At 70.0% G+C, this 19,987-nt stretch carries 16 protein-coding genes and 1 tRNA gene; 12 read left to right on the top strand and 5 right to left on the bottom strand.

The window, feature by feature from the left end:
- The first annotated feature begins 7 nt into the window (after positions 1–7).
- Positions 8–1,048, top strand: a complete 1,041-nt coding sequence (locus tag OG439_RS38720; RefSeq protein ID WP_326945477.1) for a patatin-like phospholipase family protein — start codon at positions 8–10, stop codon at positions 1,046–1,048.
- Here OG439_RS38720 and OG439_RS38715 read toward each other — a convergent pair.
- The 4 genes from OG439_RS38715 to OG439_RS38700 form a co-directional block, all read right to left on the bottom strand.
- Complete coding sequence (locus OG439_RS38715) at positions 1,034–1,624, bottom strand: class F sortase (protein WP_326945476.1); 591 nt, start codon at positions 1,622–1,624, stop codon at positions 1,034–1,036. The two genes, OG439_RS38720 and OG439_RS38715, sit on opposite strands and share 15 nt — an antisense overlap.
- Positions 1,621–2,412, bottom strand: coding sequence for a hypothetical protein (locus OG439_RS38710; protein WP_326945475.1), 792 nt, complete (start codon positions 2,410–2,412; stop codon positions 1,621–1,623). The genes OG439_RS38715 and OG439_RS38710 overlap by 4 nt, the downstream gene beginning before the upstream one ends.
- Positions 2,413–2,474: 62 nt before the next feature.
- Positions 2,475–3,515 carry a trans-sulfuration enzyme family protein gene (locus tag OG439_RS38705; protein ID WP_326945474.1) on the bottom strand — a complete coding sequence of 347 codons (1,041 nt, stop codon included), beginning with the start codon at positions 3,513–3,515 and terminating at the stop codon, positions 2,475–2,477.
- A gap of 88 nt (positions 3,516–3,603) precedes the next feature.
- On the bottom strand, positions 3,604–6,822 hold the full coding sequence (locus OG439_RS38700; RefSeq protein ID WP_326945473.1) for a penicillin acylase family protein: 3,219 nt from the start codon (positions 6,820–6,822) through the stop codon (positions 3,604–3,606).
- Positions 6,823–6,963: 141 nt separating this feature from the next.
- Between OG439_RS38700 and OG439_RS38695 the strand changes: the two genes are divergently transcribed.
- The 4 genes from OG439_RS38695 (at position 6,964) to OG439_RS38680 (ending at position 9,944) form a co-directional block, all read left to right on the top strand.
- On the top strand, positions 6,964–7,338 hold the full coding sequence (locus tag OG439_RS38695; protein WP_247059714.1) for an FKBP-type peptidyl-prolyl cis-trans isomerase: 375 nt from the start codon (positions 6,964–6,966) through the stop codon (positions 7,336–7,338).
- Positions 7,339–7,438: 100 nt separating this feature from the next.
- Positions 7,439–8,194, top strand: a complete 756-nt coding sequence (locus OG439_RS38690) for a S1 family peptidase (protein WP_326945472.1) — start codon at positions 7,439–7,441, stop codon at positions 8,192–8,194.
- Between the two features lie 141 nt (positions 8,195–8,335).
- Positions 8,336–9,088, top strand: a complete 753-nt coding sequence (locus tag OG439_RS38685; protein ID WP_326945471.1) for a S1 family peptidase — start codon at positions 8,336–8,338, stop codon at positions 9,086–9,088.
- A gap of 115 nt (positions 9,089–9,203) precedes the next feature.
- Positions 9,204–9,944: a S1 family peptidase gene (locus OG439_RS38680; RefSeq protein WP_326945470.1), complete on the top strand. Its 741-nt coding sequence runs from the start codon at positions 9,204–9,206 to the stop codon at positions 9,942–9,944.
- Positions 9,945–10,284: 340 nt separating this feature from the next.
- Here OG439_RS38680 and OG439_RS38675 read toward each other — a convergent pair.
- A tRNA-Leu gene (locus OG439_RS38675) sits at positions 10,285–10,367 on the bottom strand.
- A 130-nt stretch (positions 10,368–10,497) separates the two neighbouring features.
- Here OG439_RS38675 and OG439_RS38670 point away from each other — a divergent pair.
- The 7 genes from OG439_RS38670 (at position 10,498) to pknB (ending at position 19,962) form a co-directional block, all read left to right on the top strand.
- The gene (locus OG439_RS38670) at positions 10,498–11,754 is read left to right on the top strand and encodes a DUF3662 and FHA domain-containing protein (RefSeq protein WP_326945469.1); all 1,257 of its coding nucleotides are present in this window, start codon (positions 10,498–10,500) and stop codon (positions 11,752–11,754) included.
- 100 nt (positions 11,755–11,854) lie between these two features.
- Entirely contained in the window at positions 11,855–12,316 is a 462-nt protein-coding gene (locus OG439_RS38665) for an FHA domain-containing protein FhaB/FipA (protein WP_247059705.1), read from the top strand.
- On the top strand, positions 12,313–13,710 hold the full coding sequence (locus OG439_RS38660; protein ID WP_326945468.1) for a PP2C family protein-serine/threonine phosphatase: 1,398 nt from the start codon (positions 12,313–12,315) through the stop codon (positions 13,708–13,710). The genes OG439_RS38665 and OG439_RS38660 overlap by 4 nt, the downstream gene beginning before the upstream one ends.
- Positions 13,710–15,194: an FtsW/RodA/SpoVE family cell cycle protein gene (locus OG439_RS38655; protein WP_247059701.1), complete on the top strand. Its 1,485-nt coding sequence runs from the start codon at positions 13,710–13,712 to the stop codon at positions 15,192–15,194. Before OG439_RS38660 ends, OG439_RS38655 begins: the two co-directional genes overlap by 1 nt.
- Complete coding sequence (locus OG439_RS38650) at positions 15,191–16,660, top strand: peptidoglycan D,D-transpeptidase FtsI family protein (protein WP_326945467.1); 1,470 nt, start codon at positions 15,191–15,193, stop codon at positions 16,658–16,660. The genes OG439_RS38655 and OG439_RS38650 overlap by 4 nt, the downstream gene beginning before the upstream one ends.
- A gap of 3 nt (positions 16,661–16,663) precedes the next feature.
- On the top strand, positions 16,664–17,995 hold the full coding sequence (locus OG439_RS38645) for a serine/threonine-protein kinase (protein WP_326945466.1): 1,332 nt from the start codon (positions 16,664–16,666) through the stop codon (positions 17,993–17,995).
- The gene (gene pknB / locus OG439_RS38640; RefSeq protein WP_326945465.1) at positions 17,992–19,962 is read left to right on the top strand and encodes a Stk1 family PASTA domain-containing Ser/Thr kinase; all 1,971 of its coding nucleotides are present in this window, start codon (positions 17,992–17,994) and stop codon (positions 19,960–19,962) included. The genes OG439_RS38645 and pknB overlap by 4 nt, the downstream gene beginning before the upstream one ends.
- Positions 19,963–19,987: the final 25 nt, after the last annotated feature.

The raw sequence follows: 19,987 nt of genomic DNA, 5'->3' as shown, positions 1-19,987 counted from the left end.
CGGCCGGGTGGATTCCACGGAACGCAGCGGCGTCGGCTTGGCCCTGTCCGGCGGCGGCTACCGCGCGATGCTCTTCCACACCGGCGCGCTCTGGCGCCTCAACGAACTCGGCTGGCTGCCGAAGCTGACCACCGTCTCCAGCGTGTCCGGCGGCTCGATCGCGGCCGGCGTCCTGGCCCACGCGTGGCACCAGCTGTCCTTCGGCGACGACGGCATCGCGGACAACTTCGGCAAGTTCGTCGTGGAACCGATCCGGAAGCTGGCCCGGACGAACCTCGACGTCCCGGTGACGCTCAAGGCGATGTTCATCCCGTGGCGCAGTGCCGGCGAAGAACTCGCGCGCGTCTACGCGAAGCACCTCTTCGACGACTTCCGCCTCGACCAGCTCGACCCCTCGGGCCCGCACTTCGTGTTCACCGCGACCAGCCTGCAAGACGGCTCGCTGTGGTGGTTCTTCCGGCAGGACGGGCCGCACGGGCAGATCCCGCTGGCCACCGCCGTCGCCGCGTCGTCGGCGTTCCCGCCACTGCTCTCGCCGGTCGTGATCCCCGACCCGAACCAGGCGGACCGCAAGATCGTGCTCAGCGACGCGGGTGTGTACGACAACCTCGGCCTGGACCCGATCGAGAACCAGCGCGCGGTCGTCCTGGTCAGCGACGCCGGCAAGAAGATGCTGCACGAGGACAACCCGAAGCGGAACTGGCCGATGCAGCTGCTGCGCGTGCTGACCGTGATGGACAACCAGGTCCGCGAGCTGCGCACCGGCACGCTGCTGAAGTCGTACCAGGACAAGACGTACGCCGGGACGTACTGGGCGACCTACAGCGACATCGAGCACTTCGAGCTGCCGGACGCGCTGCCCGCGCCGGTCGAGCAGACCCACGCGCTGGCCGTGACGAGCACCCGGCTGACGCGCACGTCGGAGCGACTGCAGGACCAGCTGATCAACTGGGGCTACGCCGCCTGCGACGCGGGCATGCGCAAGTGGGTCGACCCGTCGGCGGTCGCGCCGAAGTCGTTCCCGTACAAGGGATCAGGCGTTGGCTAGGTTCGCGTAGACGACGATGTTGTCCTCGTAGCTGTGCGCGGCGTGGTCGAACACCCCGCCGCACGTGATCAGCCGCAGTTCCGGCTTGTCGCTGTTGCCGTACACCGCGTCCTTCGGGAACGTGTCCTTAGGGACCTGCGTGACGTGGTCCACGACGAACTTCAGCTTCTCGCCGTCGCTGCGGTCGACGTCCACCTCGTCGCCGGGCGCGAGGTCCTTGAGCTTGTAGAAGATGCCGGGCTTCTTGTCGCCGTCGACGTGGCCGAGCACGATCGCCGGGCCGACGTCGCCGGGCACCGGCGAGAGCTTGTACCAAGCCGCCTGCATCGGCGTGTGCACCGACGGGACGGAGATCGAGCCGTCCGTCTTGACGGCGACCGCGAGCAGGCTGGACTCCGCGCCGATCTTGGGGATCTTCACCGACGTCGGGCGCAGGCCCTTGAACGGCGCGGTCACCGGGACCGACGACGGCACCGGCGCGGGTGCCGCTTTCGGCGGCTCGCCGGAGCCGCAAGCGGCCAGCGTCAGCGCGAGGGCGACCGCGGCGACCGCCGCGACCGCCCGGCGGACGGTCACCAGGCCGTGCCGCCGAAGCCCGTCTCGACCCCGCCGTGGGGCGTGACCTTGACCTGGGCCTTCGGTGCGGCGTTGCCGGGGGTGCTGGTGGTGGTCGACGTGCTCGGCCCGCTCGACGTCGTGATCGGCGCGGTGATCGGCGCGGTGCTCGACGGCGCGCTGGTCGTGGTGCCGCTGGTCGTCGTCGGCGCGCTGGTCGTGGTGCTGGTCTCCGGCGGCGGCGCCTGCTCGAAGTCGACGACGCCTTCGCCGTCGACGCCGGCGCAGGTCCAGCTGAACTTGCCGGTGGTCGTGCCCGGGGGCAGGCCGTTGACGCGCACGGAGTAGTTCCAGGTCCGGCCGTCGGACTCGTCCTGGTCCGGGCCGCCGGTGACGTCGAGGTACTGGGTCGCCACGTTCCCGGGCGCGCCCGCCGCGCAGTTGATGACCAGGACGCCTTCACCGCCGACGCCGACGAAGCCGTGGCCGGTGTTGTCCTGGTAGCCGTCCGAGGGCGGCCCGGCCGTCGTGGTCGTGGTCTCCGGCGTCGTCGTCTTGGTGACGTCGGTGGTCGGGTCGGCCGGGGTCGTCCCGGTGGTCGTCACCGGGGTGGTCGGTGCCGTCGTGGTCTCCGAGGTGCTCGGGACCGTCGTCGTGGTGGTCGTCTCCGAGGTGGAGGTGGTCGTCTCCGTGGTCGACGGCGCGGTCGTCGTCTCGTCCGTCTGCGCGAATGCGGCCGGTGCGGCGGCGAAGGTGATCAGCGCGCCCGCGGAAACGATCCCCGCGACTCGGTTCAGCGTTCTACCCACGGTCAGACTCCCAACGGCATTGAACTGCGATGCCGCGACTATCGACGATTCCGCCGTTGGTGTTACTCCGCGAGGGCGATGGACAAATCGCGCCAGAGGTCTTCCGGATCTTCGAGGCCGACGCTGAACCGGACCAAACCGGCCGGCACCCGCTCCTCACCCGGCAGCCACGCCCGCCGCTCGACCAGGCTTTCCACGCCGCCGAGGCTCGTCGCGGGGCGGATCAGCCGGACCGTCGAACAGAGCTTGTCGGCGGCTTCGGCGTCGGCCAGTTCGAACGCGACCATCATCCCGAAACCCGGGTAGCGCACCCGCGTCACCGCCGGGTGCCCGTCGAGGCGCCCGGCCAGCAGCGCGGCCGTGCGGGACTGCTCGGCGAGCCGCACCGGCATCGTCCGCAGGCCCCGCAGCGCGAGCCACGCCTCCAGCGCGCCCGGCGTCGACCCGACGCGGGTCCGCGCGCCGCGCAGCTCGTCGGCCACCGCCGGGTCCTTGGCCACGGTGATCCCCAGCAGCAGGTCACTGTGCCCGCCGATGAGCTTGGTCGCGCTGTGCACGACGACGTCGGCGCCCAGTTCCAGCGGCCGCTGCTGCAACGGCGTGGCGAAGGTGTTGTCGACGACGACCCGGCCCCGCGCGGCGGCGGCGATGGTCTCGATCTCCATGACGTCGAGCGTCGGGTTGGTCGGCGACTCGAGCCAGACCAGGTCGGACGTCGCGGCCTCGGCCACCCAGGCGGCCGTGTCGGTCGGCTCGAGCTCGGTGACGGCGAGCTTGCCGAGCTTCTGCGCGTGGGCGAGCACCCCGCGCGTCACGGCGTAGCTGAACGTCGGGACGACCACCCGCGACCCGACCGGCAGCAGGTCCAGGACCGCCGACAGAGTGGCGACGCCGGACGCGAACGCCGTCGCGTAGCCGCCTTCGAGCGCCCCGATGGTCTCCTCGAGCGCGTGCCAGGTCGGCGTGCCGTCGCCGCGCGCGTAGACGAAATCGCCACCGGCCTGGTACGTGCTGGTGGCGACGAGCGGGGTGTTCAGCGGCTCACCGGGACCGTGCGGCCGGCCGGCGGCGATGGCCTTGGTGCGGGGCGTCCAGTCGTCCATGTGATCACCGTAACCGCAGGTCATCCGCTGGTCACTGTGACGAAGACGGCCGGCCCGCCCGCGCGTCCGCGGGCGAGCCGACCTGGTCTCAGTGGGCGTAGACCTCGAACTCGTAGAGCGAGTAGCCGTACTTCGTGCCGCGCTGGACGCCCTGCAGCTTCACGAACCGGGCCTGCGTCGGCGCGAAGGACACGTTGTCCTGCCCGCCGTTGCCGTCCGTGACGACCGCCGAGTCCGTCCAGTGCACGGCGTCCGGCGAGGTCTGGATCTTGTAACCCTTGCCGTACGCCGATTCCCAGCTGAGCTGCACCCGCGAGACCGGCTGCACCGACCCGAGGTCGACGGTGATCGCCTGGTCGTCGCTCCAGTCGCTGGCCCAGCGGGTCGAGGCGTTCCCGTCGATCGCGTTCGACGCCGGTGAGGGGTAGAAGCCGGTTTCGGCGCTGGTGGCGCTGACCGTCTTCCCCGGCGCGAGGTTGGCGATGTTGTCGCCGCGGTGCGCGGTGTACTCGACGACCTGCTGGAACGTCGGGCGGTTCTGCCAGCTGATCTTGTCCTGCGTGATGCCGCCCAGCGCGTTGTGCACGATGGTGTCGGCACACCACTGGTCACCCGCGGCGCAGCTCGCGTCACCGGGGTAGACGGTGTTCGCGGCCTGGCCCGCGGCGGTGGTCAGCGAGTCGACGAGCGCCTGGCGGCACGTGGTGACGTTGCCGCCGCCGCAGAACGTGCTGCCGAGCGGGCCGGCCACCGGCTGGCCGAGCACCTGCCGGATGTCCTTGCTGACGTACCCCCACCAGCCGAACTGGAACGACGAGCCCTTGTGCGGCTGGCCGGTGTGCTGGCCGTTGCCGTTCTGGAAACCGGACGGGCTCTCGTTGATGCCCAGCACGCCCGTCATCGCGTTGTAGGCGTTGTCGCCCATGCCCGGCTTGAACTCGGCCTGGACCAGCAGCGGCCACCACGCGTCGAAGATCCGGATCGCGTCGGCGTCGGCGTACGCCTTGCTGCCGGGCGTGGTTTCCGTCCGCTGGTGGCCGTTGGCCATCCACGCCTTCAGCTTCGCCTCGGCATCGGCGGCCGCACCGGTGGTCGGCGTCTTGTCGAGCACCTGCAGCAGCAGTGGCAGGACGCGCTCGGCACGCAGGTCGGCCAGCGCGGCGTCCTCCATCGCCTGGGTCAGGTTGAGCCGGGTGACCTTGGTGCCGGTGAGGATCATCGTCTTGACGCGCGTGTCGAGCAGGTCGACGCGGTGCACGGCGGACTTGTCGGCGCCGGCGGCCGCGTAGCCGTTGGCCTGCGCGTTGTTCCAGCTGACGTAGTAGTCCTGGTTGACCGACTGCGGGTGCTGCGACGCCGGGGTGTAGGTCGCGACGTTGCCCGCCGGGTTCCAGCCGGTCCAGTCGTGCCCCTGGTCACCCCACACCGGCATGTTCGGGTCCACATTGGACTGCCGGGCCGGGTTGGCGCCGGAGTTGAAGTACGCGACGTCCTTCGAGTCGGCGTAGAACCAGTTGAACGTGAAGTTGATGTCGGCCGCGGCCTTCTGGAAGTCCGCCGCGGACTTGACGTAGCCCGGGTCGTTCAGCTCCTGGAAGCCGATCAGCGAGTCGGCCTCGTGGAAGAGCGAGGACCGCAGCTGCGCGTACGCCACGGGCTTGCCGCCGACCGTCGCCCGGCTGAGCACCGGGCCGTACTTCGTGCGGTAGCTGCGCAACGTGTACGAGCCGGCCGCGGTGCCGTCGGCCACCGTCGGGTTCCAGGAGTTCTTGACCTCCACGGTGTCCATCGGGAGGCACTGGCCCTTGTAGGTGTAGTAGTTCGAGTCCTTCGTCGGCGCCTTGCCACTCGGGTCGCACAGGTTCAGCGCGTAGGTGTCGATGATGTCCTGCGCCGACGTCGTCGCGCTCCACGAGTAGTCCTGGCCGCGGCCCAGCAGCACGTACATGCTCAGCCCGGCGAAGGCCGCGCCGCGGGCGCTGATGCCCGGGCCCTGCAGTTCCTGCAGCATGAGCAGCTGCGGCGCGAAGTACCCGGTCTGCGGGCCGAAGACGGCGACCGGGTGGCCGCTGGCGGTCTTCGAGCCGGACACGACGAGCGCGTTCGACATGCCGTGCTTGTCGGTCAGCATGTCGCCCGGCAGCACGCCGTTGTCGAACATCCCGCGGGCGGGCTCCTGCGCGGCCGGGGCCGGGACGTCCACAGTGGACGGAGTCGCGGTCGACGCCGAGCCGGTCTGGTCGAACACCAGCTGCTGCGGCGTCACCGACCCCTTGTCCGGCAGGGCCTGGCCGACGGCGTTGGCCGGGGTCTTGCCGTACGGGAACGTCTGCCCGTCGTGCAGCGTCTTGACGGCCTCGGGATCGTCCTCGGACCGCAGGCTCTGCCAGACCTTCTCGCCCTGCACCGCGCCGTACTGCTCCTGCAGCGCCAGCTTCGCGACGGCGTTCTGCACCTCGCCGCCACCGCCGGCGCCGAACTCGGCGCCGACCAGCGAGGCGAGCGCGACCAGGTCGGTCAGCTTGAACGGGTCGATGGTGCCGGCGTTGGTGATCGCGTCGACGTGCCCGGTGAGCACGTACTCGCCCGGGAAGTAGCGGCCGCTGTGGGAGTCGGAGATGTACTTGTTGATGCCGTCGACGTACGCCTGCGCGTCGGCGAGGCCCTGCGCGCCGCGCGGGCCCTTCGCGGCGACGTTGTCGATCTGCTGCTGCAGCTCGGCTTCGGTGTAGGGCGCGTTGGCGAAGAAGCTCTGCTCCAGCTCCCGGTTGGCCGCGGCGCCGCCGGCGAACGACGTCACCTGGCCGCGGGCCGCGTGGCGCAGGACGTCCATCAGCCACAGCCGGTCCTGCCCGGCCGCGTACCCGGCGCCGAACTCGGTGCCGGCGCGGGTGGTGCCGGTGATGTGCGGGACGCCGAGTGCCTTGTCCCGCACGATCGTCACGTCGGAGCGCGGCTGGGTCGTGCTGGCGACCTGGTCGGCGGCGACGCCGAACGACGAGTCGTTGAAGTACTGGTTGATCGTCCCGGTGGTCAGCGTCTGGTAGCCGCCGGCCAGCGAGGAGTACTTGCCGAGCTGGTCGGCCGCGTGCGCCGGGCGGGTGCCGAGCACCTTGTGCGCCAGGATGTCCGCGAGGGTGGCGTTGCCGTTCTCACCGGGCGGCAGGATGTCGCTGCACTGCCCGCCGCAGTAGTCGTTGGGTGCCGCGGCCGCCTCGGCGGCCGGAGCGGTGACAGCGACCTGGGTGAGCCCGGCGACCAAGCCCGCCAAAGCCGTCAAGGTCAGGGTACGGATGCCGCGTCGCATCAGGGCTCCCTCGCAGGTCAAGGAGAGTGACGAAGCGCACGCTACCGAGCAGTAGCACACATGTGAAGAGTTTTCGCGTTTTTCAGCCCTTGGGCGTAGTCCGAACGGCGCAGCCTCGCGCGCGTGGGTACGGTGGCTGCCATGACCTTGGAAAAGCCCCAGATCGACCGCCCGGACGGCACCCCGCCGGCCGACCTCGAGATCACCGACATCACCGTCGGCGACGGCGTCGAGGCCACGCCCGGCAAGTCCGTCACCGTGCACTACGTCGGTGTCGCGCACTCGACCGGCGAAGAGTTCGACGCCTCTTGGAACCGCAACGAGCCCCTGCGCTTCGGCCTCGGCGCCGGCCAGGTCATCTCCGGCTGGGACCAGGGTGTCGCGGGGATGAAGATCGGCGGCCGGCGCAAGCTCGTCATCCCGCCGCACCTCGGCTACGGCGACCGCGGCGCGGGCGGCGTCATCAAGCCCGGCGAGACCCTCATCTTCGTCGTCGACCTGGTCGGCGTGAACTGATTTCCCCGGCGGTGGCGGGACTTCCCGCCACCGCCGCACCGGGTTTCGCTACCCTCGCCCCCATCGCCGGCCGGAAGCCGGCCCAACCAGGGGGTTGAGAATGCGCATCCGCGCTTTGCTTTCCGCAGGTCTGTTCGCGCTCGCCGCGGCCGTCGTCACCGCGGCACCGGCATCGGCCGTGGCCAACGGCGCCGACGTCTCGCAGGGGACGTTCAAGTTCGCCGCGAAGCTGACCATGACGGACATCCCGCGCACCGACGGCACGAAGTACAACAGCGCGTGCTCGGGTTCGCTGATCGCCAAGAAGTGGATCGTCACCGCCGGCCACTGCTTCCACGACGCGGCCCGCAACCCGGTCTCCGGTCCGGTCCCGTACCCGACGTCGGTGCTGCTGGGCACCACCACGGTCGACAAGCCGGGGATCACGCGCAACGTCGTGACGGTGTACCAGTCACCGAGCAACGACATCGCGATCGCCGAGCTGGACAAGCCGGTCTTCGGCATCGAGCCGCTTTCGGTCAGCCACAAGGCGCCGGTCGTGGGCCAGAAGGTCGTGCTCGCCGGCTGGGGCAGCCTGACGTCGGTCGACCCGACGCCGGGCACGAAGCTGCAGCAGGGCCTGATGAAGGTCGCGACGGTCGACCCGCTCTACACCGGCGTGACGGGCTTCGCCCCGACGTCGACGACGAGCGCGTGCACCTACGACTCGGGCGCCCCGTACTTCGTGCCCACAGGCAAGAGCGGTGGCCGCCTGGTCTCCATCGAGAGCGACGGCCCGGACTGCCCCCACGACCAGGCCGAGACCACCGCGCGCGTCGACGTCGTCGCGGACTGGATCGCCGCGCACATCGGCTGATTCCCGGCAAAACGGCCCCGACGCGAGGCGTCGGGGCCGTTTTCTTACTCCGTGCAGCGCATTCCGACCCCGCGCGCCGTCGCTACGCTCGAAGGTGATCACCGGCGCGAGCCGCCGGTGCGTGACAAGGGGGATCCACCGATGCGCGTCCGCGCTGTGCTTTCCGCTGCCCTGCTCACCCTCGCCGCCGGTCTCGCGACCGCGGGCCCGGCTTCGGCCGTGGCCAACGGATCCGACGTCCCGGCGGGCCAGTTCAAGTTCGCCGCGAAACTCACGATGACGAACATCCCGAAGCCCGACGGAACGAAGTACAACAGCGCCTGCTCGGGCGCGTTGATCGCGGCGAAGTGGATCATCACCGCCGGCCACTGCTTCCACGACGCGAACCGCGTCCGCGTCTCCGGCCCGGTGCTGTACCCGACGTCGGTGCTGCTCGGCACGGTCAACCAGAGCACGCCGGGCGTGACGCGCAACGTGGTGACCGTCTACCAGGCCGCCGCGAACGACATCGCCATCGCCACCCTCGACGCCGACGTCACCGGCATCACGCCGCTGACGGTCAACCGGCTCACGCCGTCGCTCGGCCAGCAGCTGACGCTCGCCGGCTGGGGCAGCCTCACCGCCACCAACCCGACGCCGTCGACGAAGCTGCAGCAGGGCACCGTGAAGGTCGGCCAGGTCGCCACCTCGACGCTGGGCGTGCAGGGCGTGGCTCCGACGTCGACGACGAGCGCCTGCGTGTACGACTCGGGCGCGCCGTACTTCGTCGCGGCCGGCACCGGCGGCCAGCTGGTGTCCGTGGAGTCGTCCGGCCCGGACTGCCCCCACAACCAGCTCGAGACGACGTCGCGGGTGGACGTCGTCGCGGATTGGATCTCTTCGCACACGGGCTGACTCCTTCCGGGCGTCACCCGGTGGGCCAACGGGTGACGCCCGGCCAGGGAATTCCCCCCAGCCCGGCGGCGGCAATAACCTCGAACGTCGATCATCGATTCGACGAAGGGGAAGAATGCGCCTGCGCGCCCTGCTAGCCGCTGTTGTCCTGACCATCACCACCGCCCCTGCCGCCTTGGCCGCGCCAGGGATCGCCAACGGTTCAGACGTCCCCCAGGGTCAGTTCGGGTTCGTCGCGAAGCTCGCGATGACGAAGATCCCCCGCCCGGACGGTTCGACGTACAGCAGCTACTGCACGGGCGCGCTGGTCGCGCCCGGATGGCTCCTCACCACAGGCCACTGCTTCCACGACGCGGCCCGCAACCGCGTCTCGGGCAAGGTCCCCTACCCGACGACGGCGACGCTGGGCCTCACGGACGAGGGCATCGAGTCCGGGGTGGCCCGCAAGGTGACCGAGGTGGTCCAGGCGAAGGAGAACGACGTCGCGCTGGCCCGCCTGGACACCCCGGTGAGCACGGTGAAGCCCCTGCCGCTCAACCGCGCGCTCCCCAAGGTGGGCGACCAGCTGACCTTGGCGGGCTGGGGCAGCCTGACCAGCACGAACCCCAAGCCGGCCACCCGGATGCAGCAGGGCACGGTAGCGGTGGCCACGGTGGCCCCGACCACCCTGGGAGTCCGCGGCGCGGCCCCGGCCATCACCACGAGCGCCTGCACGTACGACTCGGGAGCCCCGTACTTCACCCCGGCAGGCCTGGTGGCCCTGGAGGCAACGGGCCCCGGCTGCCCCCACGCGGGCATCGAAACAACATCCCGGACGGACGTCCTGGCGGACTGGATCACCAAGACAACAACCTGACCGAGCCATCAAGCCGACACCAGAGGCTCAGCCGAGGCACTCTGCTCGGCCAGCCGCAGCGCTGCAGATGCGCCTGTCGATAGCCCTGACCCCAGCCTGACAAGGGCCTAAATACACCCACACCTAAGCCCCAAGCGAACACCACGCAGAGCCAAACGGGTGATATTCACCACCAAACCAAACCCCAAAAACCCCCGCACCGAGCCCACAACGACCCCGCTCAGCCACGCTGGAAGGTGAGAGAAGGCACCGTGGGGGGTCCGGGGGGCTCGGCCCCCGGGAGACACAAGGACAACGGGAAGAGCCCCGGTCGCGCTAGCGACCGGGGCTCTGAACAGCGTGGGCGAGGAGGGAGTTGAACCCTCACGTCCTTTCGGACACACGGACCTGAACCGTGCGCGTCTGCCATTCCGCCACTCGCCCGAGTGCTTCCTTGCGGCAGCGAGGAGAACACTAGCAGGTCGTTCGCACCGGTTTCACCGGGGGCCGTGTCGAGGCTCGCTCACCCGGATAGGATCGGGGCGCAAGCACAAGTGTGAGGAGGTTTTCCCCGGTGGGCCGCGCTGAGAGATTCGACAGGCGACTCGAGAACCTGGTGGGGAACACTTTCGCGCGCATGTTCGGTGGCAACGTCGTCACGCAGGAAGTGGCGATCGCACTCGAGCGGGAGAGTGAGGAGAACGTTCGTGAGCTGGCAGGCGGTCGGCAGCTCGCCCCGAATCACTACATCGTGTCCTTGGGGACGGCTGACCACGAGCGCATGGCCGGTGACGAGCAACGCGTCACCCAGGTGCTGGCCAAGGCGGTGGCCGAACACCTCGCCGCCGAAGGCCTGGACACCTATGGTGACGTCGTCGTATCACTCGAGCGCAACGAGGCGCTGCATACTGGACAGTTCAAGACCCGTTCGTCCGTCGATCCCGACGCCCGCCCCGCAGGCGCCGGTTCACCGCGGTCGGCACGACCCAGCAACGCAGGAGACCCAGCAATGAGCCAGCCCCCCGGCTACGGCCAATACGACCAGGGTGACCCGTACGGCCAGCAGGGCCAGTACGGCTACGGACAGCAGGGTGGCCAGCAGCCCGGGTACGACCAGGGTTACGGCCAGCAGCAGGGCGGCTACGAGCAGGGCGGCTACGGTCAGCAGCCCCCGGCCGGTGGCTATGAGCAGGGCGGCTACGGTCAGCAGCCCCCAGCCGGTGGCTATGAGCAGGGCGGCTACCAGCAGGGTGGCTACGAGCAGGGCGGGTACGCCCAGCAGCCCCCGCAGGGTGGCTACGACCAGGGTTACGCCCAGCCCCCCCAGGGTGGCGGCTACGACCAGGGCGGTTACGCGCAGCCCCAGCAGGGCGGCGGGTACGACCAGGGCGGCTACCAGCAGGGTGGCTACGACCAGTACGGCGGCCAGCAGCAGCAGGGCGGCTACGACCAGTACGGCCAGCAGCAGGCGTACGGCCAGCCGGCCGGCGACCCGTACGCGCAGCAGCAGGGTGGCTACGGCGCCCCCGCGGCGGCGCGTCAGCTCGCGGCGAGCCTGCAGCTGGACGACGGCTCGAACCGGACGTACTCCCTGAAGCAGGGTGGCAACGTCGTGGGCCGTGGCCAGGACGCGGACTTCCGGCTCCCCGACACCGGTGTCTCGCGCCGTCACCTGGAGATCACCTGGGACGGCCAGAGCGCGACGCTCGCCGACATCGGGTCGACGAACGGCACGACCGTGAACGGCACCCCGGTGCAGACCTGGCAGCTCGCGGACGGTGACGTCATCCGAGTGGGGCATTCGTCCTTGGTGTTCCGTACACAGGGCTGACTCCGGGCGCGAAATACTGTTCCCGCAGAATTGACGTGCGGGGGGACCGCGGCGTACCCGCGTCGCGGCTGCACGGAAGAGTCGGGAGCGGACACACCAAGTGCCAGAGCTGGTCGTACAACTCACCAGGGTGGGCTTCCTCGTGCTGCTCTGGCTCTTCGTGTTCGCTGCGCTCAGAGTCGTCCGCTCGGACCTCTACGCGGCGTCGGGCATGCGTGTCCAGGTGCCGACGTTCGGGCGCAAGAAGGAGAAGAAGCCGCGCGGCGGGAAGTCGCCGCAGCAGCTGCTGGTGACCCATGGGGCGCTCGCCGGGACCCGCATCGCGCTGGACGGCAGGCCGATCCTGATCGGCCGCGCCGACGACTCCACGTTGGTGCTCGACGACGACTACGCGTCGACCCGGCACGCCCGGATCGCCCAGCGCGGTGAGGACTGGTACGTGGAAGATCTGGGCTCGACCAACGGCACTTATCTGGACCGGGCTAAGGTCACTGCACCCCTCCGGGTCCCGCTCGGAGTCCCCATCCGGATCGGCAAGACGGTGATCGAGCTTCGCCCATGACTCTCGTCCTCCGCTATGCAGCCCGCAGCGACCGGGGCCTGGTGCGTTCGAGCAACCAGGACTCCGTGTACGCCGGCCCTCGCCTGCTCGCGCTCGCCGACGGCATGGGTGGGCATGCGGCGGGCGAAGTGGCCAGCAAGGTCGTCATCGCCTCCCTCGCCCCGCTCGACGACGACGAGCCGGGTGACGACCTCCTCGCCCAGCTGCGCGAGGCGGTGGCGAACGGCAACGCCGCGATCGCCGAGCTCGTCTCGCAGGACCCGGACCTCGACGGGATGGGCACCACGCTCACCGCCGTGCTGTTCGCCGGGACCCGGCTGGGCCTCGTGCACGTCGGCGACTCGCGCGCCTACCTGTTCCGGGGCAGCCAGTTCGCGCAGATCACGCGCGACGACAGTTTCGTCAACGAACTGCTCGAACAAGGCCGGATCACGCCCGAAGAGGCGGCGGTGCACCCCCAGCGGTCGCTGCTGCTGAAGGCGCTGACCGGGCACGAGGTCGAGCCGAGCCTCACCGTGCGTGAAGCGCGCCCAGGCGATCGGTACCTGATCTGCTCGGACGGCTTGTCCGGCATGGTCAGCGACGAGACGCTCGCGGAGGCCGTGCAGATCCCGGACCCGCAGCAGTGCGCGGACCGGATGATCGAGCTGGCGCTCAAGGGCGGCGGCACCGACAACGTCACGGTGATCATCGCCGACGTCGTCGACGTCGACTTCGGGGAGGACGCGCCCATCGTGGGCGGCGCCGCCGGGGACGGCAGCGACGAGCGGCACCAGGGCGACTCGCCCGCGGCGCGCGCCCGGGCGCTGACCCAGCCCCCGCCGCAGCCGCGCCAGGAGCTGCCGCAGCCCACCGTGGACCCCAAGGCCAAGCGCCGGAAGCGGTTCCGCTGGCTGGCCGGCGCGCTGGTGGTGCTCGTGGTGCTCGCCGCGGCCGCCATCGCCACCCGCTACTTCGTGCTGAGTCAGTACTATGTCGGCGAAGGTGCGGACCAGGAGGTCGTGATCTACCGCGGCGTCCCCGGCAGCATCCTCGGCATCGACCTGCACACCTACGAGCAGGGCTCGTGCCCGCCGAACCAGGTGTGCACGGACAAGCTGCGCGTCAACCAGCTCCAGGAGGACGCTCGGCTGGCGGTGCAGAACGGCGTCAAGAAGGACAGCCTCGACGACGCCCGGAAGTACATCGACGACTTCCTGCAGCTGCACAAGCGCTTGAACAACTGCGCGCCGGCGGGGACCCAGCCGTCCCCGACGCCGACGCCTTCGGTCACGCCGACGACGACTCCGTCGGCACCGGCCGGTTCCACAGCTCCGTCGTCGGCGAACCAGCCTGCGGGGAGGGACTGCTCGACGCCGAGTTCGACGGCACCGACGACGGGAGGCGGTAACTGATGAGCCAGCCTGCCGCGAACACCGCCGAGCCGCTGGCGGCGCAGTTCCAGACGAACCCGCCGCGCGACGTGCCGACCCGGCGCAACACCGAACTGGTGCTGCTGGGGTTCGCGGCCTTCATCGTGACCATCGCGTTGGTCCTGGTGGAGGCGAACCAGGAGCAGGAACTCACCGCGTCGATCCTCTGGCTCGGGCTCGCCTACCTCGGCGTGCTGACCGGGGCGCACCTCGCGGTGCGCAAGTGGGCGCCGTACGCGGACCCGGTGCTGCTCCCCTGCGTCGCGCTGCTCAACGGCATCGGCCTGGTGATGATCCACCGGATCGACCTGGCCCAGGCCGAGAAGGCGCTGCAGAACGGCAAGGACTTCTCGCCGGACGTCACCAAGCAGGTGCTGTTCACGGTCGTCTCGCTGGCGTTGTTCATCGTGGTGCTGGTGGTCGTCAACGACCACCGCACGCTGACCCGCTACGGCTACACCGCCGGCCTGATCGGCATCGTCGCGCTCGCGCTGCCCGCGCTGCTGCCGTCGAGCCTGTCCGAGGTCAACGGCGCCAAGGTGTGGCTGAAGCTGCCGGGCTTCTCGATCCAGCCGGGCGAGTTCGCGAAGATCCTGCTGATGATCTTCTTCGCCTCGTTCCTGGTGTCGAAGCGCGACCTGTTCATGGTGGCGGGCAAGAAGTTCCTCGGCGTCGAGCTGCCGCGAGCCCGTGACCTGGGCCCGATCCTGATCTCCGCCGTCGTCTGCATCGGCGTCCTGGTGTTCGAGAAGGACCTCGGCACGTCGCTGCTGTTCTTCAGCGTCATCCTGGTGATGCTCTACGTGGCGACCGAGCGGGCCATCTGGGTCGTGCTCGGGCTGAGCTTCTTCGTCGTCGGCTGCGTGATCGCCTACAACCTCTTCGGGCACGTGCAGCAGCGCGTGGCCAACTGGCTGGACCCGCTGGCCACCTACGACGACGCCGGCGGCGGTTACCAGCTGGCGCAGGGCCTGTTCGGGCTCGGCACCGGTGGCGTCGGCGGCACCGGCCTCGGCGCGGGCCGGCCGGACATGGTGCCCGAGGCCGCCACCGACTTCATCACCGCGTCGATCGGCGAAGAGCTCGGCTTCATCGGGCTCGCCGCGGTCCTGATGCTGTACTTGCTGGTGGCGATGCGCGGCATGCGGAGCGCGCTCGCCGTGCGCGACACGTTCGGCAAGCTGCTCGGCGGCGGGCTGGCGTTCACCATGGTCATGCAGATCTTCGTCGTCGTCGGCGGCGTCACGAAACTCATCCCGGAGACCGGTATCACCGCCCCCTTCCTCTCCAAGGGTGGTTCGTCGCTGCTCGCGAACTACATCCTGGTCGCGCTGCTGCTGCGGATCTCCGACGCCGCCCGCAGGCCCGGCGCCCGGCCGAAGCCGCAGCAACCGCAGGCGCCGATCGCCGAAGCGCACACGGTGCTCGTGCAGCGCCCGCCGGCGAACGGGGGCGCGCAGGCATGAACACCCCGCTCCGCAAGGTCGGCATGGCGATGCTCGTGATGGTCGTCCTGCTGCTGGCCAACGCCACCTACATCCAGGTGGTGAAGGCCGACGACTACCGCACCGACTCCCGCAACGCCCGCGTGCTCTACGACGAGTTCGCGCGCCGGCGCGGCCAGATCGTGTCGCAGGCGAACGGCGAGGTGCTGGCGAAGGTCGACCCGTCGAACGACAAGTACAAGTACATCCGGTCCTACGTCGACGGCCCGATGTACGCGCCGGTCACCGGCTACTACTCGATCAACTACGGCTCCGGCGGCCTCGAGCGCGCCGAGGACGACGTGCTGAACGGCTCGGACCCGCGGCTGTTCGTCCGGCGGCTGTCGGACATGGTCACCGGCCGCGACCCGAGTGGCGGCAACGTCCGGCTGACCATCGACCCGGCCGTGCAGAAGGCCGCGTACGACCTGATGACGCAGCGGAACTACACCGGCGCCGTCGTCGCGCTGGAGCCCAGCACCGGCCGGATCCTGGCGATGGTCTCGACGCCGTCGTACGACCCGAACCAGCTCGCGTCCCACACGTCGAAGACGCAGATCGACGCCTGGAACGCGAACATCAAGAACGACAAGAACCCCATGCTGAACCGGGCGATCTCGGAGACCTACCCGCCGGGCTCGACGTTCAAGCTGGTCACCGCCGCGGCCGCGCTCGAAGACGGCAAGGGCCCGGACACCCCGGTCAACCCGGCGCCGAACACGAAGCTGCCCGGCACGACCATCACGCTGGAGAACTACGCCGGCGAGGCCTGCCCCGGCGCCACGTTCAAGGACGCGCTCGCGCACTCCTGCAACGTGCCGTTCGCGGAGTTCGCCGGTCAGCTCGGCGCGGACAAGATGAAGGAGACCGCGGCGAACTACGGCATCGGCCAGACGGACCTGACCGTGCCGATGAAGGTGGCGCCGTCCACGGTCGGGCCACTGGACTCCCAGGGCGCGCTGTACCAGAGTGGCATCGGCCAGCGCGACGTGCGGCTCACCCCGCTGCAGGACTGCCTGCTCGCCGCGACCGTGGCCAACAACGGGATGGCGATGAAACCGCAGCTGGTGCAGTCGGTGCTGGCACCGGACCTGTCCACCATCGAGGACTACAGCCCCACCGAGCTCACCGGCACACCGGCGCTGTCGTCGTCGAATGCCGCGATCCTCAAGGACATGATGATCGCTTCCGAGGGCTTCACCAAGGGCGGCGGCAAGCGCCCGGACATCCAGATCGCGTCGAAGACCGGCACCGCCGAGCACGGCACGGACTCCAAGAACACCTTCCCGCACGCCTGGTACACCGCGTTCGCCCCGGCGAACGACCCGAAGATCGCGGTCGCCGTGATCGTCGAGGACGGCGGTAACCGCGGGCTCGCGGCGACCGGCGGCTCGGTCGCCGCGGAAATCGGCCGCGCGGCGATCAACGCCAAACTCGGGGGTGGATAGCGCATGCTGTCCTCCGGTCAGCTACTGGCCGAGCGCTACAAGCTGACGAGCCGGATCGCCGTCGGCGGGATGGGCGAGGTCTGGCAGGCCAGCGACACCCGGCTGGACCGGACCGTGGCCGTCAAGATCCTCAAGGCCGAACTCTCCGGCGACGCCGAGTTCCTCCACCGCTTCCGCACCGAGGCGCGGATGACGGCGTCCTTGAACCACCCCGGCATCGCCGCGGTGCACGACTACGGCGAGACCCTCTTCGACGGCGACCTGTCGATCGCGTACCTGGTGATGGAGCTCGTCGACGGCGACCCGCTGGCCGGGTTGCTCGCCAAGCACGGCCGGCTGTCGGCGGAGTTCACGCTCGACATGCTGGAGCAGGCGGGCAACGCGCTGCAGGCCGCGCACGAGCGGGGCCTGGTCCACCGCGACGTCAAGCCGGGCAACATCCTGGTGACGCCGGCGGGCCAGGTGAAGATCACCGACTTCGGCGTGGCGAAGGCGGCCGACGCGGCGCCGGTCACCCGGTCCGGCATGGTCATGGGCACGGCGCACTACATCGCGCCGGAGCAGGCGCTCGGGCACCCGGCGGAACCGGCGTCCGACGTCTACTCGCTGGCGGTGTGCGGCTACGAATGCCTCGCCGGGCACCGGCCGTTCCTGTCCGAGAACGCCGTGACGGTCGCGATGATGCACATCCGCGACATCGCGCCGCCGCTGCCGCCGGACGTCCCGCCAGCCGCGCGCGCGGTGATCGAGGCGACGCTGGTGAAGGACCCGCGGCAGCGCTACAGCAGCGGCGGCGAGTTCGCGGCCGCCGTCGCCGCGGTGCGCGCCGGGATGCCGCTGCCGGCGCCGTCCGGGCTGGTCAACGCGTCCTACTCGACCGGTCAGCAACCGGTCCAGCAGCAGCCGGTTCAGCAGCAACAGCCGATTTCGCAGCAGATTCCGCAGCAGCAGCCGCACATGCCGATCGGGCCGCCGTCGCCCGCGATGAACCCGATGCCGGTCATCGGCCCGCTGTCCCGGCCCGCGATGCGTCCGCTGATGGTGCCGGCCGCCCGCAAGAAGTCCCAGTGGGGCTGGTGGGCGCTGCTGGCCGCGATCCTGCTCGTCGTCCTGGTGGCGGGCATCGTGCTGATCGCGAAGATGATCGGCGGCTCCGGCTCGCCGCCGCACGGTGGCCAGACGACGAGCCAGGTGGTCCCGGGCAGACAGCCGCCCGCGGAGGATCCGCCCGCGTCTTCGAGCGCCTACCCGGCGGACACTCCCGGCACGACCGACGATGGCCAGCAAGGCATCATGAACACACCTTGGACGGAATGGAACGGCACCCAGAGATGAGCACACCCAGACTGCTCTCCAACCGGTACGAGCTGGGCGAAACGCTCGGCTACGGAGGCATGTCCGAGGTCCATCACGGCCAGGACGTGCGTCTCGGCCGGGAAGTCGCGATCAAGATCCTCCGTGCCGACCTCGCCAGGGACCCGCAGTTCCAGGAGCGCTTCCGCCGGGAAGCGCAGAACTCCGCCGCGCTGAACCACCCGGCGATCGTCGCGGTCTACGACACCGGCGAAGCGAACACCGAGTTCGGTCAGCTGCCGTACATCGTCATGGAGTTCGTCGAGGGCCGGACGCTGCGCGACATCGTCAAGACCGAGGGCCCGATGTCCCAGAAGCGGGCGATGGAGGTCATGGCCGACGTCTGCGCGGCGCTCGACTTCTCGCACCGCCACGGCATCGTCCACCGCGACGTCAAGCCGGCCAACGTGATGATCACGAAGAACGGCGCCGTCAAGGTGATGGACTTCGGCATCGCGCGCGCGATGCACGACGGCCAGTCCGCGATGACCCAGACCGCCGCGGTGATCGGCACGGCGCAGTACCTGTCGCCGGAGCAGGCCCGCGGTGAGTCGGTCGACGCCCGGTCCGACGTCTACGCCGCCGGTTGCGTGCTGTACGAACTGATCACCGGCGAGCCGCCGTTCACCGGCGACTCCCCCGTCGCGGTGGCCTACCAGCACGTCCGGGAAGATCCGAACCCGCCGTCGTCGGTCAACCCGGCGGTCGCGCCCGAGCTGGACGCCGTCGTGCTGAAGGCGCTGGCGAAGGGCCCGGCGAACCGCTACCAGTCGGCCGCGGAGATGCGCTCGGACCTGGTCCGCACCCTGTCGGGTCAGCGCCCGGCCGCGCCGATGGTGATGTCCGAAGACGAGCGCACGCAGGTGATGAACAACGACCGGCGGCAGCCGCAGCGCTACGAGGAGTACGCCGAGCCGGACGACGAGGACCCGAAGGCCAAGCGCCGGCGGCGCACGATCCTGGCGGTGCTGGCGGCGGTGTTCGTGCTGGGCGCGGTGCTGCTGATCATGTGGCTGTCGGGCTCGTTCAAGAGCACGCCGGGCACGGTCGCGATCCCCGACGTGGTGCACCAGACGGTCCCGCAGGCGCGGGAAACCCTGACGGGCGCCGGGTTCAACTCGATCGGGACCAAGAACGTCACCTGCGGGGTGCAGCCGACCGACGGCAGCCCGCAGTGCGAGCAGGGCGACGTCAACCGGGTCATCAAGATCGACCCCGCGTCCGGGACGCCGGTGAGCACCGACGCGAAGATCACGCTGTACGTGGGGGTCGCGCCGGGCAAGGCCCGCGTACCGGACCTCAAGAACAAGACGCGCGACGCGGCACAGCAGGCGCTGACCGACGCGAAGCTGACGCTGGACACGAACGTCGCGGAGGTCGAGGTCGACGACCCGAACCAGGCCGGCCTGGTGCAGTCGCAGACCCCGACCGCGGATTCCGAGGTCGACGAGGGCACGAGCGTCAAGATCACGGTCGCGAAGTCCAAGGAACTGAAGCAGGTCCAGGACTTCACGGGCAAGCCGTACTCGCAGGCCGACCCGGCGCTGCGAGGCCAGGGCTTCAAGACGAAGCGCGTCGACCAGGCTTCGGACAGCGTCCCGAAGGACAGCGTCATCACCCAGAACCCGAACGGCGGTTCGGTGATCCCGGGCACCACGATCACCCTCACGGTGTCGACGGGTCCGGAGCAGACCGACAAGATCGAAATGCCGAACCTGTCCGGCATGACGACCGACGAAGCGCAGTCGAAGCTGCAGAGCATGGGCTGGACCGGAAACCTGCGGCAGCAGTCCGACAAGACGAGCAAGGAACCGGAAGGCACGATCACCAAGCAGAACGTGACGCCGGGCACCCAGATCGACAAGGACCAGGCGATCACCGTGGGCGTGTCGGAGGGCAACGGCGGCTTCCCGTTCCCGACGACCACACCGGGAACGCCCGGCGGCTGACGGATCCACGAGAAAGGCCCGCACG

Source organism: Amycolatopsis sp. NBC_01307 (assembly GCF_035975215.1).
Lineage (GTDB): Bacteria > Actinomycetota > Actinomycetes > Mycobacteriales > Pseudonocardiaceae > Amycolatopsis.
Note: the sequence above shows the minus strand (reverse complement) of the source record. Positions and strands in the feature narration are given on the sequence as shown.

What these genes read in the sequence shown, in the direction of transcription:
- OG439_RS38700 (WP_326945473.1), bottom strand. Translation starts at nt 6,822, where the DNA reads ATGCGACGCGGCATCCGTACCCTGACCTTGACGGCTTTGGCGGGCTTG.
- OG439_RS38685 (WP_326945471.1), top strand. Translation starts at nt 8,336, where the DNA reads ATGCGCGTCCGCGCTGTGCTTTCCGCTGCCCTGCTCACCCTCGCCGCC.
- OG439_RS38695 (WP_247059714.1), top strand. Translation starts at nt 6,964, where the DNA reads ATGACCTTGGAAAAGCCCCAGATCGACCGCCCGGACGGCACCCCGCCG.
- OG439_RS38690 (WP_326945472.1), top strand. Translation starts at nt 7,439, where the DNA reads ATGCGCATCCGCGCTTTGCTTTCCGCAGGTCTGTTCGCGCTCGCCGCG.
- OG439_RS38680 (WP_326945470.1), top strand. Translation starts at nt 9,204, where the DNA reads ATGCGCCTGCGCGCCCTGCTAGCCGCTGTTGTCCTGACCATCACCACC.
- OG439_RS38660 (WP_326945468.1), top strand. Translation starts at nt 12,313, where the DNA reads ATGACTCTCGTCCTCCGCTATGCAGCCCGCAGCGACCGGGGCCTGGTG.
- OG439_RS38655 (WP_247059701.1), top strand. Translation starts at nt 13,710, where the DNA reads ATGAGCCAGCCTGCCGCGAACACCGCCGAGCCGCTGGCGGCGCAGTTC.
- OG439_RS38650 (WP_326945467.1), top strand. Translation starts at nt 15,191, where the DNA reads ATGAACACCCCGCTCCGCAAGGTCGGCATGGCGATGCTCGTGATGGTC.
- OG439_RS38645 (WP_326945466.1), top strand. Translation starts at nt 16,664, where the DNA reads ATGCTGTCCTCCGGTCAGCTACTGGCCGAGCGCTACAAGCTGACGAGC.
- pknB (WP_326945465.1), top strand. Translation starts at nt 17,992, where the DNA reads ATGAGCACACCCAGACTGCTCTCCAACCGGTACGAGCTGGGCGAAACG.
- OG439_RS38705 (WP_326945474.1), bottom strand. Translation starts at nt 3,515, where the DNA reads ATGGACGACTGGACGCCCCGCACCAAGGCCATCGCCGCCGGCCGGCCG.